Below are 13,986 nucleotides of genomic sequence, written 5' to 3' on the forward strand. Positions count from 1 at the left end.
GCGCGGCCCGGTCACACCCTGGCCGTATTGGCAGCCGCCCTCGCGCTGCCGCTGGCGACCGGCCTCACCGCCGCCGTCGCGACGGCCCAGCCGGAGGTGGCTCCCGCCGCGGCCGCCGGCCCCCACGTCCAGAAGGCTGTCTGGCTGACCGACCGCCGCGTCGCGCTGTGGGTCGATTCGCCGTCCATGGGCTCCCCGGTGCAGGTGCAACTACTGCTGGCCCGGGACTGGAACATCCGCCCCGACGCGCGATTCCCGCTGCTGTACATGCTCGACGGCCTGCGCGCGACCGACGACGAGAGCGGCTGGACCAAGGACGCGAGCGCGGTCGACTTCTTCGCCGACAAGAACGTCACGGTGGTGCTGCCGATCGGCGGCCAGTCGAGTTTCTACTCCGACTGGGCGCAGACGAACAACGGCAAGAACTACCAGTGGGAGACGTTCCTGACCAAGGAGCTCCCGCCGCTGCTCGAGGGCCAGTGGCGGGCCACGAACGCCCGTGGCGTGGAGGGCCTTTCTATGGGCGGGACGGCCGCCATGTTCCTGGCGGGCCGCAATCCGGGCTGGGTGAAGTACGCGGCCTCGTATTCGGGCTTCCTGACCACGACCACGCTCGGCATGCCGCAGGCCATCATGTTCGCCATGCGCGACGCCGGCGGCTTCGACGCCAACGCCATGTGGGGACCGCCGGGCGACCCGGAATGGGCCGCACACGACCCGTACGCGCTGGCGGACAAGCTGAAGGGGGTCAGCCTCTACGTCTCGGCGGGCAGCGGCACCACGGGCGCCTACGACAAGCCCAGCCCCGACATCCCGGAGATCAGCACCAACTACGCCGGGATGGGCCTCGAGGTCCTGTCCCGGCTGACGAGCCAGAACTTCGTCGGCAAGCTGAATCAGCTGGCGGTCCCGGTCCAGGTGAACTACCGGGCCTCCGGAACGCACAGCTGGCCGTACTGGGATTTCGAGATGCGGCAGTCCTGGCCGCAGGCGGCAGCGGCGCTGGGTGTCGAGGCGGCCGCCACCGACTGCAAGGCGGGCGGCGCGATCGACGGTGTGGCACAGGCGAATGCGTGGCTGGGCGCCTGCGTCACGCCCGAGTACCAGGTGAACGGCGGAACAGCACAGGACTTCAAGGGCGGGCGGGTGTTCTGGTCCGCGTCGACGGGCGCGCACCCGGTCGCCGGGATGATCGGCGGCGCCTACCAGGCCACCGGCGGCACGCTCGGCCTGCCCACCGACGGCGACCAGCCGCTACCCGACGGCCGCGGCCGGTTCCAGGCATTCCAGAACGGCTCGGTGTACTGGACCCCGCAGACCGGCGCGCAGCTGGTGCGCGGCGCGATCCTGCAGGAGTGGGGCGCGCAGGGCTTCGAGCACGGTCCCGCCGGATACCCGATCGGCCCCGAGCAGAAGACGCCCGCCCGCGACGGCGTGGTGCAGGGCTTCGAGAACAGCCCGATCTACTACAGCGACAGGACCGGCGCCCACCGCGTGCAGGGCCTGATTCTCGGCAAGTACGCGCAGCTCGGCTTCGAGAACAGCCCCCTGGGGTTCCCGGCGGCCGAGGAGCAGCCGCTGAAGGACGCCGGGCGCTACAGCGGGTTCGAGGGCGGCAATATCTACTGGAGCCCGCTGTCGGGCGCGTGGGCCGTGCGCAACGGGCTCGTCATGGAGGCCTGGGGGCGACAGGGTTTCGAGAACGGCAGGCTCGGCTATCCGATCAGCGACGAGTTCCCGGTGCCGGGAGGCGTCCAGCAGAACTTCCAGACCGGGTTCATCGTGGTCCGCGACGGTAAACCCGAGATCCACGGTCTTTAGCAGCGCCATGAGAGTTGGCTGAGGTTCGTCCCGCGCTCACCCCGAGCGCCCGGCTTGCCGTTATCTTGGACGACGACCCGTTGCCCTGTTGAACAGATCGAGGAAACGAATTCATGCTTCGGACCCGTGAAAAGGTGACCGGCGTGGTGGTGGCGTTCGCCGCCGTCGGGCTGCTCGCCGCCTGCGGCGACAACGATTCGACGGCGTCCAGCACGCCCACGTTGAAGACCTCGACCGCGCCCGCGAGCCCGGCGCCCACCATCCCGTCGGTCGTGCAGGTTCCCCCGGAGGAGAACGGCCAGCAGCCGGCGCCCACCACGACCTCCGCGGCGGAGCGCCCGGAGCCCGTGCAGCCCTCGCCCGCCGCCAGCAATCCGGCCGAACTGTCGGCCAAGGATCAGGCGCTGATCGACGAGCTGAAGAAGCGCGGCATCAACCCGACCTCCGATGTCGCCGTGACCACGGCCAGCTTCGTCTGCCAGGGCAAGGCCGCCAACATGCCCCCCGACCAGCTCACCACCTACGTCAATGCGATGGCCGGCTCCGATCCGCAGTTCGACCCGCAGAAGATGCCCGTCGAGCAGGCCGGCCAGATCTACATCGACGTCGCGACCAAGAGCTACTGCGGCCAGTGAGCGCGCGACGTCCGGGCTTTCCGGGATCCACCGGCCGCAGGCGCGGCCGGCGGCCCGGCTGCCTGCTGCTGATCGCGGGCGTCGTCGTGCTGATCGTGGTGGTGCTGCTGTTGTGGTACCTGCTGGCCGGAGTGCTGCGGGTACCCAAGCCCACCCCGCCCAAGCCGCGACCGCCCGCGACCCAGCCGGCCTCCTGCCCGGACGTCCAGTTGTTGTCGATTCCGGGAACCTGGGAGTCGAGCAGCACCGACGATCCGCACAACCCGACGGCCAATCCGGTCTCGCTCATGCTGAACGTCAGCAACCCCGTGCGCGCGCAGTTCCCCGAGGATCGCCTCGACGTCTACACCGTCCCCTACGTGGCACAGTTCTCCAATCCGATCGCGATCCCGCCGGACGGCCAGCAGTCCTACAACAACAGCCGGTCCGAGGGCACCAAGCGCGCCATGGACGAGCTGACCACGATGTCGAAGAACTGCCCGCTGACCACCTATGTGATCGCCGGTTTCTCCCAGGGTGCGGTCATCGGCGGCGATATCGCCGCCCAGATCGGCGCCGGGAACGGCCCGGTGCCCGCGGACAAGGTGCTCGGCGTGATGCTGATCGCCGACGGCCGCCGCGATTTCGGGCCGGGCCAGGCCACCGAGATCGGGCAGAGCCCGCCGGGCGTGGGCGCGGAGGTCGCGCTCAAGGGACTCGAGGTGCCCGGTATCAAGATGACCGGACCGCGGTCGGGGTTCGGCGATCTCACCGATCGGACGCTCACCATCTGCGCGCCGGGCGATCTGATCTGCGACGCCCCGAAGCAGGCGCTGAACCCGTTCAACATTATCCCCAGCGTGGCTTCGCTGGTCAGGGCGGTCGGGAACCCCGTGCACGCCCTCTACAACACCTATCAGGTGGACGAGAACGGCACGACCTCCACGCAGTGGACGGCGAATTGGGCGACGGACCTGATCAGTGGCGCCCCGCACCCGCCTCATTCGTGAGTGTTAACAGGGGTCGCCCCCGAGGACCCCAAGGTTTCCGGGGCAGGCTGTAAAGTGCAGCGATGATCGCGACGCCGGAGCCGCTCCCTCTCGGATCGGCCCGGCGTCGCAGCCATTCCGGACAGCTCAGGAGCAGGAAAGTTGACCACTGAAGCCGCCACCGCCGAGGTGACCGCGCTGGGTACGCCCCTGCGCGAGTTCCGGTTCGCGGCCGCGGGCGAGGGGAATCAGCAGGAAGGCGGTGCGCGCAAGTTCGTCAAGCTGGCGCAGCAGGCCGAGGAATACGGATACGACTCCTTCGCGGTGCCCGATCATCTCGGCCCGCAGGTCGGGCCGATCGCGGCCCTGGGCGCGCTGGCGGTGGCCACCGAACGCATTCGCATCGGAACATCGGTGCTGGCCAACGGCTTCCGGCACCCGGTGGTGCTGGCCAAGGACGCCGCCACGATCGATGTGCTGTCCAAGGGCCGGCTGGAACTGGGCGTCGGCGCGGGCTGGATCAAGAGCGAACACGAGGCAGCGGGTATCCCCTACGAGTCGCCCGGCGTCCGGCTGGAGAAGCTGGACGAGACGCTGACCATCCTGGACGTGCTGCTGCGCGGGCAGGAATGTCACTTCGAGGGCAAGCACTACCAGGTGCGCGGCATCAAGGGAACCCCTCGCCCCCGCCAGGGTCCGCGCCCGCCACTCGTCACCGGCGGCGGCGGTCCGAAGATGCTGCGGCTGGCCGCCAAGCACGCCGACATCATCTCGGTGGTGCCGCGGACCACGAAGGACGGCAAGGGCCTGCTGTCGGGCATCACCCTCGACAAGACCATCGAGAAGGTGAACCTGATCAAGCGGGCCGCCGGGGATCGGTTCGCCGATATCGAACTGAACTGGACCATCACCGCGGTGGTGATCACAGACGACCGGGAACGTACGGCCGAGATGGCGTTGTCGGCGATCGAGAAGGGCCTGCACCCCGATCTCGAGGTAGATGTACAGCTTTCGGTCGACGACATTCTCACATCGCCCTATGTGGCGATCGGCACATTCGAGGAGATAGCCGAGCAGATCCGTAACGTGCGCAAACTCACCTCGATGTCCTATGTCGGAGTGTTTCCGACGCAGATGGACGCCTTCGCGCCGGTGATCCCCTTACTGCGGGAGGCGTAAGGGAGTCATGTTCGCCTGCTCCGAAGCCCGCTTCGGGGCCTGCTCTGTAACATGTCCCTGGTTTGAGTACATCTAGCCGATAGGTGGTCACCGCGCAGACCGCCGGAAAAGCTGCAGGCATGCTCTTGCACCACAGAGCGCCCGCGGGCGTAAGAGAGTCGGGGCCTCACAGGTAACAGCGGCCATGGACGCCGTGCTGCGTGTGCCTCGGAGGAGAAGGAATGACGGACGAGACTTTCGACGATTACCTGGACGAATCCGGGAACATCAGAATTCCCGAGGGCCGCACCCTCGTCGATTACGTCGAGAAGCACACCCGCAACGATGCGAACACGCTTGCTTACCGCTATATCGACTACTCCCGAGAGCGCGACGGTGAGTACCAGGACCTGACCTGGAAGGAATTCGGCATTCGGCTGCGCGCGGTGGCCGCGCGCCTGCAGCAGGTGACCAAGCCCGGCGATCGGGTCGCGATCCTGGCCCCGCAGGGCCTGGACTACGTGGTGTCCTTCTTCGCCGCCATCTACGCCGGCACCATCGCGGTGCCGCTGTTCGATCCGGACGAGCCGGGGCACACCGACCGGCTGCACGCGGTGCTCGGCGACTGCACCCCCTCGGCCATCCTCACGGCGAGCTCCTCCGCCTCGGGTGTCCGCCAGTTCTTCCGGCCGCTGCCCGCCGCCCAGCGCCCGCGCGTGATCGCCGTCGACGCGGTGCCCGATTCGCTGGGTGAGTCCTGGACGTATCCCGACATCACCGTCGACAATATCGCCTACCTGCAGTACACCTCGGGATCGACGCGCACCCCCGCCGGTGTCGAGATCACCCACCGCGGCGTCGGCACCAACCTGCTGCAGATGATCAACGCGATCAACCTGGACTGGAACTCGCGCGGCGTCACCTGGCTGCCGCTGTTCCACGACATGGGCCTGCTGTGCGTGATCCTGCCCGCGATCGGCGGCAAGTTCATCACGATCATGTCGCCCAGCGCGTTCGTGCGCCGCCCCTACCGCTGGATCAAGGAACTGGCGGCGCATTCCGACGGCGCCGGAACGTTCGCCGCCGCACCGAACTTCGCGTTCGAGCACGCGGCCGCCCGCGGCCTGCCGAAGAACGGCGAGGCGCTGGACCTGTCCAACGTGATCGGTCTGATCAACGGCAGCGAGCCGGTGACCACCTCCTCGATGAAGAAGTTCAACGAGGCGTTCGCCCCCTACGGCCTGCCCAAGACCGCCATCAAGCCGTGCTACGGCATGGCCGAGGCCACGCTGTTCGTCTCGGCGACCCGGGCCGAGGACGAGGCCAAGGTCATCTACGTCGACCGCGACGAGCTCAACGCCGGCCGGATCGTCAAGGTCGAGCAGAGCGCGCCCAACGCCATCGCCCAGGTGAGCTGCGGGTACGTCGCGCTGTCGCAGTGGGCGGCCATCGTCGACGCGGAGACCGTCGACGATCCCGAGGGCGCCCGCGAGCAGCCCGAGGGCCAGGTCGGCGAGATCTGGCTGCACGGCGAGAACATCGGCATCGGCTACTGGGCTCGCGACGAGGAGACCCGCAAGACCTTCAAGAACATCCTGGCCAACCGCCTGCCCGAGGGCAGTAAGGCCGAGGGCACCGCGGCGGACGCGATCTGGATGCGCACCGGCGACTACGGCGTCTACATCGACGGCGAGCTGTACATCACCGGGCGCGTCAAGGATCTGGTGATCGTCGACGGCCGGAACCACTACCCGCAGGATCTGGAGTACTCGGCGCAGGAGGCCAGCAAGCTGCTGCGCGCGGGCTTCGTCGCGGCGTTCTCGGTGCCGGCCAACCAGCTGCCGCCCGAGGTGTTCGAGTCCGACAGCCACTCGGGCCTGAAGTACGACGCCGACGATGCCTCCGAGCAACTGGTGGTCGTCGCCGAGCGTGGCCCGGGCGCGCACAAGGCCGATCCGCAGCCGATCGCCGACGCGGTGCGCGCGGCGATCTCGCAGCGGCACGGTGTCACCGTGCGCGACGTGCTGCTGGTCCCGGCCGGATCGATTCCGCGGACCTCCAGCGGCAAGATCGCCCGCCGCGCCTGCCGTGCCGCCTACCTGGAGGGCACGCTGCGGGGCGGTTATACGCAGCAGGCCTTCCCCGATGCACCAGAGGAAGAGTGAGCGGCAGTCACTCGGCAGGCCTTGCGATACTGCTGTCAATCTCTGCCGACCAGACACCCACCCAGGTAGCTTGAGGAATTGATGGCTGACAACGAGGGCACCCAGACGACCGACGCCGTTTCGCCCGCGAGCGAAGCGGTCACCGACGACACGCAGGCGCCGGCCACCGAGATGTCGGTGGCGGAGCTGCGAGAGTGGTTGCGGCGCTGGGTCGCCGAGGCGACCGGGCAGCCGGTCGAGAACATCACCACGGACCGGCCGATGGAGGAATTCGGCCTGGCCTCGCGGGATGCCCTCGCTCTCGGTGGCGACATCGAGGACCTCACCGGGGTCATGCTGAATGCCACGGTCGTCTACCAGCATCCGACCATCGCCTCGCTGGCGGAGGTCATCGCCGCGGGCGGGGTGCCCGAGGAGCCGCAGGACGCGGCCGACGATGCTTTCTATACAGCCGGTTTTCAGCCCGGCGAGGCGCACGACATCGCGATCGTGGGCCTGTCGACGCGGTTGCCGGGCGCGGGCGATACGCCCGAGTCGACGTGGGACTTCCTGATCAACCGCGGTGACGGCATCCGGGATCTGCCGGAGGGCCGGTGGTCGGAGTTCACCGCCGAGCCGCAGATGGCCGAGGCTGTCGCGGAGGCGAACACGCGGGGCGGCTATCTCGATCAAGAGGTGGTCAAGGGCTTCGACGCCGAATTCTTCGCGATGTCCCCGATCGAGGTGGAGCGGGTCGATCCGCAGCAGCGCCTGATGATGGAGCTGACGTGGGAAGCGTTGGAGCACGCCCGAATTCCCGCCAGTGACCTCAAGGGCGAGCCGGTCGGCGTGTTCATCGGTTCGTCCGGCAACGACTTCATGTTCCTCGCCGCGATGGCGGCCGGCGCACCGGTCGACGCGAACACCCCGGCGACGGCCGCGGCGTACGGAATCATGGGCAGCGTCTCCTCGATCATCCCCAACCGGGTGTCCTACTTTTTCGACTTCCGCGGGCCATCGGTCTCCGTCGATACCGCGTGCTCGTCGACGTTGGTCGCGGTGCACGAGGCGGTGCAGGCGCTGCGCAGCGGTGACGCCGATGTGGCGCTCGCCGGTGGCGTGAACATGATCCTGGCTCCGTTCGCGACCCTCGGATTCGACGGTGGCGGCGCGGTCGCGAAAGACGGCCACATCAAGGCATTCTCCGCCGACGCCGACGGTATGGTCCGCTCCGAGGGCGGCGGCATGGTGGTGCTCAAGCGCCTGTCCGACGCCGAGCGCGACGGGGATCGAATCCTGGCCGTGATCAAGGGTTCCGCGGTGAACAACGACGGTCGCTCCAACGGTCTGCTGGCGCCGAATCCGGATGCCCAAGCCGAGGTGCTGCGGCGGGCCTATCGGGACGCCGGAATCGTCCCGTCCTCGGTCGACTACGTCGAGGCGCACGGAACCGGCACGCTGCTCGGCGATCCGATCGAGGCGGACGCATTGGCCCGCGTCATCGGCCGTGGCCGGGCCGACGACAAGCCCGCGTTGCTCGGTTCGGCCAAGACCAACTTCGGTCATCTGGAGTCGGGCGCGGGTGCGGCGAGCCTCGCCAAGGTCCTGATGTCATTGCAGCACAACGTGATTCCCTCGAATATCGGATTCGCTGGGCCTAATCCGTATATCCCGTTCGAGCAGGCGCATCTGAAGGTCGTCGACGAGCCGACCGAATTCCCCCGCTACAGCGGCAAGGCCGTCATCGGTGTGTCCGGCTTCGGTTTCGGCGGCACCAACGCCCACGTGGTCATCGAGGAATACGTCCCGGCGGGCGCTGCCGAGGTTTCCCCGGCCTCTCCTCCTGTTTCCCCGGCGAATGCCGGGGCCGACCTCGCCGAGAGCCTCGACCACGAAACCACCGACATTCTCTCCGACGCCGAGGCCATCATCGCGAATGCGGATGAGGCTGAGGGGGATTCCGGCCAAGAGCGTGCCGGAAAAGCCGAGGGCGTGGAGACGGCGGGCGCAAAGACCACCACCGTCCCCGAGTGGACCGCCGAGCGCACCGAACCCCTGCCGGTGATCCTCCCCGTCTCCGCCTACCTTCCCTCGCGCCGCCGCCGCGCCGCCACCGACCTGGCCGACTGGCTGGAATCCGAAGCGGGACAGGCGACCCCGCTCGAGGATGTCGCGCGGGCGCTGGCCAAGCGCACCCACAACCGCTCGCGCGGCGTGGTGCTGGCCAAGACGCACGAGGAGGCCGTCGCCGGCCTGCGCGCCATCGCCGAGAACAAGCCCGGCCCGGGTGTTTTCACCGCCGACGCGCCCTCCGCCAAGGGCGCGATGTGGGTGCTGTCGGGCTTCGGCTCCCATCACCGCAAGATGGGTAAGCAGCTCTACCTGGAGAATTCGATCTTCGCGCGCACCGTCGACGAGGTCGACGAACTGGTGCAGGACGAGGCCGGCTACTCGGTCAAGGAGATGATGCTCGACGACGCCCAGGACTGGGACGTGGGCACGTCGCAGGTCGGCGTCTTCACCATCCAGGTGGCCCTGGCCGCGCTGCTGCGCGCGCACGGCGCCGAGCCGGAGGGCGTGGTCGGCCACTCCCAGGGCGAGGCCGCCGGATCCTACATCTCGGGCGGCATGAACCTCGAAGACGCGGTGCGCGTGATCTGCGCGCGGTCGCGGCTGATGGGCGAGGGCGAGCAGATGCTCACCGAGGCCGACGTCCGTAATATGGCGCTGGTCGAGTACAGCGCCGAGGACATCGAGAAGGTGCTGGCCGACTACCCGGACCTCGAGGTCGCCGTCTACGCCGCGCCCACCAACACCGTGATCGGCGGCCCGCCGGATCAGGTGCACGCGGTCGTGGCGCGCGCCGAGTCCGAGGGCAAGTTCGCGCGCGTGCTGCAGACCCGCGGCGCGGGCCACACCTCGCAGATGGATCCGCTGCTGGGCGAGCTGGCGGCCGAGCTGGCCGGTATCGAGCCGACCAAGCTGACCGTCGACCTGTACTCGACCGTGCACAAGTCCGCCGTCTACCGCGCCGGCTCCGCTCCGGTGCACGATGTGGACTACTGGGTCACCAATATGCGGCACCCGGTGTACTTCACCAACGCGGTGCGGCAGGCCGTCGACGGCGGGATCACGACGTACCTGGAACTCGCGCCGAATTCCGTTGCACTGATGCAGGTTCTGGGCACGACGTTCGCCGCCGGGGTGCACAACGCGGCGCTCATCCCCACCCTGAAGCGCAAGGAAGACGAAGGCGCGGGGATCATCTCGGCGCTGGCGCAGCTGTACGTGCAGGGCCACAAGGTCGACCTGTCGTCGCTGCTGACCGCCGGCGACTACGCGGATATCCCGCGAACGGCCTTCCTGCGCAAGGAATACTGGCCCAAGGTCAGCATCGGCGGCTCGGGTGCGGGCACCGGCCGGGTGCCGGGCGCACACGTCGCGCTGCCCGACGGCCGGCACGCCTGGGAGGTCGACGCGGCTGCGGTGACCGATCCGACGGCGCTGGTGAACGCCGCTGCCGCACAGGTGCTTTCGGACGTCGCCGTCGGCGCCACCGTCGCACATTCCCCGCTGCCCGCCTCCGGAACGCTGACCACCACCCTCACCCCGCACCTCGGCGGCGGTTCGGTACAGGTGCACGCGGCCCAGGACGGCGCTTTCCGCCTGCTGTTCGAGGCTGTGGTCACGGGTGCGTCGCGTACGTCCGGCGCTGCCAACTCCAACGTTCCCGGCGCTGCCAACTCCAACGTTCCCGGCGCGCTTTTGGCCGGGAACCCCGGTGACTCCGGCCAAAACCATGCCGGAGAAAAAGACTCCGCCGACCTGGTCGTCACCGAGACCTTCGGCGACCGCTGGGACCCCAACAGCACCCAGACCGTCGAACAGCGCCTGTCGATCATCGTCGCCGAATCCATGGGCTACGCCGTCGAGGATCTGCCGATGGAGATCCCGCTGATGGAGCTCGGCCTGGACTCGCTGATGGCCATGCGCATCAAGAACCGCGTCGAGTACGAGTTCGACATCCCGCAGCTGCAGGTCTCGGCCGTGCGCGACGCCAGCCTCAACGAGGTGTCGAAGGTCCTGCGCTACGCCATCGAACACCGCGACGAGGTCCGCGAGCTGGCCGAGAAGCAGGCCGCCGAGGGCGGTTCGCTGAGCGTGGACGACAACTTCGTCGAGGCCGCGCGGGCAGCCATGGAATCGGGCGAGGATCCCGCGGCCCTAGTCAAGGAGAAGCTGGCGGCCGAGAAGCCGGCGGCTGCCACGGTCGAGAAGGCCGCGGGCGAGGACAACGTTCCCCCGCGCGACGCCGCCGAGCGCCTGACCTACGCCACCTGGGCGACCATCACCGGCAAGTCCGCGGGCGGCGTCTTCAACACCTTGCCGATCCTCGACCAGGACACCGCGCGGAAATTCGCCGAGCGCCTGTCCGAGCGCGTCGGCACCGAGATCGAGGTCGACGATCTGCTCGACTGCGAGACCATCGAGCAGATGTCGCATATCGTCCGCGAGCACCAGGACAGCTCCGGCGATGTCGACGGTTTCGTGCGGACCCTGCGCCCCCGCGCCGAGGGCGCGAATGCGGTGCCGGTCTTCGTCTTCCACCCGTCGGGCGGTAACACGCTGGTCTACGAGCCGCTGCTGAAGCGGCTGCCCGCCGACACCCCGATGTACGGCTTCGAGCGCGTCGAGGGCTCCATGGAAGAGCGTGCGCGGCAGTACATTTCGAAGATCCGCGAGCTGCATCCGGGCGGGCCGTACGTCTTCTACGGCTGGTCGCTGGGTGCGGTGTTCTCGCTCCAGGTCGCGCAGATCATGCGCGCCGAGGGTGACGACGTCCAGCTGGTCGGCCTCATCGACCTCGCGATTCCCACCGAACCCGAGGACGGCAGCCCCGAGGGGCGGCGCGCCCGCGTCGAGCGCTTCCAGGCCTTCGCCAAGAAGACCTACGGCATCGAGGGCGAACTGGACGACGACATGCTCCAGGAACTCGCGGAGGCGTCCGACGCCGAGCAGTACCAGATCATCACGGAGCTGCTGAAATTCGCCGACGTGAACATCCCCGGCGGCGTGATCGAACATCAGCGGACCTCGTGGATCGACAGCCGGGAACTCGAGAAGGCCGAGCCGTCGCATTACGAGGGCGATGTGGTGCTCTACCTGGCCGATCGCTATCACGACGGCATGATCGAGCTGGAGCCGCGCTTCGCCGACCGGCAGCCCAACGGCGGCTGGGACGGGTTCCTCCCACGCCTGGAGGTCATTCACATTCCGGGCGATCATCTCCAGATCATCGACGAGCCGCGCATTGCCACGATCGGTGCCGACCTGACGCAGAAATTGGCTGCGATCGCGAAAGGAATCTAGTGAGTACGACCGCCGAGAAGCTCGCCGACCTGCGGAAGAAGCTCGAACTCGCGCAGGAGCCGGCGGGCGAGGCGGGGGTGGCCAAGCGGGCACGCAAAGGCATCCCGAGCGCTCGTGACCGGATCAACATGCTCCTCGATCCCGGCACGTTCGTCGAAATCGGTGCGCTCGTGCGCAACCCGAGCGTCAAGGACGCCCTCTACGGCGACGGCGTCGTCATCGGGCACGGCCTCGTCGAGGGGCGGCCGGTGGCGGTGTTCTCGCACGATCAGACCGTGTACGGCGGTTCGGTCGGCGAGATGTTCGGCCGCAAGGTGTGCACGATCATGGAGTTCGCGTCCAAGGTCGGCTGCCCGGTGGTCGGCATCCAGGACTCCGGCGGCGCCCGCGTGCAGGAGGCGGTCAGCTCGCTGGCCTGGTACGCCAATATCGCGCTGCGCGTCGAACCGCTGTCGGGCATGGTGCCGCAGATCTCGATGATTCTCGGCAGCTGCGCCGGCGGCGCGGTGTACCAGCCGATAAATACCGACGTCGTGGTCGCCACCGAAGAGGCGTACATGTTCGTCACCGGGCCGAAGGTGATCCGCGAGGTCACCGGTGAGGACGTCAGCCTCGAGGAACTCGGCGGCGCCCGCAGCCAGGCCGAATACGGCAATATCCACCACGTCGCCAAGGACGAGCGGGCCGCGTTCGACTGGGTGCGTCAGTACCTCGGCTACATGCCCACCAGCTGCCAGGAGCAGCCGCCGGTCGTCAATCCGGGCCTGGAACCGGAGACCACCGACAGCGACCTGGAACTGAACTCGCTCGTACCGGACTCCGACAACGCCGGCTACGACATGCACGACATCCTGCTGCGCATCTTCGACGACGGTGAGTTCCACGAGGTCGGCGGGCAGGCGGCGCTCAATGTGATCACCGGTTTCGCGCGGGTGGACGGGCGCACGGTCGGCGTGGTCGCCAACCAGCCCATGGTCTCCGCGGGCGCGCTCGACGCGAGCGCCTCCGACAAGGCCTCGCACTTCGTGCGGTTGTGCGACGCGTTCGAGATCCCGCTGGTGCTGGTCGTGGATACGCCCGGCTTCCTACCCGGCGTGGAGCAGGAGAAGATCGGCGTCATCAAGCGCGGCGGGCGGTTCCTGTTCGCCTTCGTCGAGGCGTCGGTGCCGAAGGTGACCGTGGTGATCCGCAAGGCCTACGGCGGCGGCTACGCGGTGATGGGCTCCAAGCAGCTCGGCGCCGACGTGAACCTGGCCTGGCCCACCGCGCGCATCGCGGTGATGGGCGCGGAGAGCGCGGTCAGCCTCATCGGCCGCAAGCAGATCGAGGCCGCCCCCGAGGACCAGCGCGAGGCGGTCCGCCAGCAGATGATCGACTTCTACAACGCCACCATGGCCAACCCCTGGGTCGCCGCCGAACGCGGCTTCATCGACGCCGTCATCGAACCCGCCACCACCCGCCTCGAAGTCCGCCGCGCCCTGCACCTCCTCCGAGACAAGAAACTCCAACGCAACCCCCGCAAACACCACCTGCTGCCCCTGTAGCAGCGCCCTTCACTACCCGCGCCGAAGGCGTCGGGTAAACGCGCGCAGAAATCTCAGCCAATCCGCATGGAACCGTGGGTGGCCGGGGTGTCTTTCGCCGATTCGGCCGGTCGATGCCCCCTGGTGTGAGAGCCTTCAGCTATGGGTACCTCACCGAAAGCTGTGCTCGAGGGCGGACCGGCGGGTCTGCCGCAGCGGATCATTCCGATCACGCCACCGGGGGTCGAACTCCGGGTGCAGTTCAACGGCGGCTACGAGCGTTTCAAGGTAACCCCGCGCTGGCAGGACACCGCCGAGGGCAGCCTGCCGGTCTACGAGTGGATCGACCGCATCGAGAGGTAACGGC

At 68.3% G+C, this 13,986-nt stretch carries 8 protein-coding genes; all 8 read left to right on the forward strand.

Annotated features, from left to right (window positions below; genetic code table 11):
- Positions 1-18: 18 nt before the first annotated feature.
- Positions 19-1,821 (forward strand): alpha/beta hydrolase-fold protein, encoded by a 1,803-nt coding sequence (locus ON41_RS01900; protein WP_083905075.1) that lies wholly within the window; start codon positions 19-21, stop codon positions 1,819-1,821.
- 113 nt (positions 1,822-1,934) lie between these two features.
- Positions 1,935-2,456, forward strand: coding sequence for a DUF732 domain-containing protein (locus ON41_RS01905; RefSeq protein ID WP_040744391.1), 522 nt, complete (start codon positions 1,935-1,937; stop codon positions 2,454-2,456).
- A complete protein-coding gene (locus ON41_RS01910; protein WP_040744393.1) occupies positions 2,453-3,445 on the forward strand; it encodes a cutinase family protein in 993 nt (330 codons plus the stop codon). The genes ON41_RS01905 and ON41_RS01910 overlap by 4 nt, the downstream gene beginning before the upstream one ends.
- 141 nt (positions 3,446-3,586) lie before the next feature.
- Positions 3,587-4,603, forward strand: a complete 1,017-nt coding sequence (locus ON41_RS01915; RefSeq protein ID WP_051160856.1) for an LLM class F420-dependent oxidoreductase — start codon at positions 3,587-3,589, stop codon at positions 4,601-4,603.
- A gap of 221 nt (positions 4,604-4,824) precedes the next feature.
- Positions 4,825-6,747, forward strand: coding sequence for a long-chain-fatty-acid--AMP ligase FadD32 (fadD32, locus tag ON41_RS01920; RefSeq protein ID WP_040744394.1), 1,923 nt, complete (start codon positions 4,825-4,827; stop codon positions 6,745-6,747).
- A gap of 81 nt (positions 6,748-6,828) precedes the next feature.
- On the forward strand, positions 6,829-12,096 hold the full coding sequence (pks13, locus tag ON41_RS01925; RefSeq protein ID WP_040744396.1) for a polyketide synthase Pks13: 5,268 nt from the start codon (positions 6,829-6,831) through the stop codon (positions 12,094-12,096).
- Positions 12,096-13,640, forward strand: a complete 1,545-nt coding sequence (locus tag ON41_RS01930) for an acyl-CoA carboxylase subunit beta (protein WP_040744398.1) — start codon at positions 12,096-12,098, stop codon at positions 13,638-13,640. The genes pks13 and ON41_RS01930 overlap by 1 nt, the downstream gene beginning before the upstream one ends.
- A 141-nt stretch (positions 13,641-13,781) precedes the next feature.
- A complete protein-coding gene (locus ON41_RS01935) occupies positions 13,782-13,982 on the forward strand; it encodes a DUF5988 family protein (RefSeq protein ID WP_040744400.1) in 201 nt (66 codons plus the stop codon).
- The last annotated feature ends 4 nt before the right edge of the window (positions 13,983-13,986 follow it).

This window comes from Nocardia transvalensis NBRC 15921 (genome assembly GCF_000308875.1).
GTDB classification, from domain to species: domain Bacteria; phylum Actinomycetota; class Actinomycetes; order Mycobacteriales; family Mycobacteriaceae; genus Nocardia; species Nocardia transvalensis.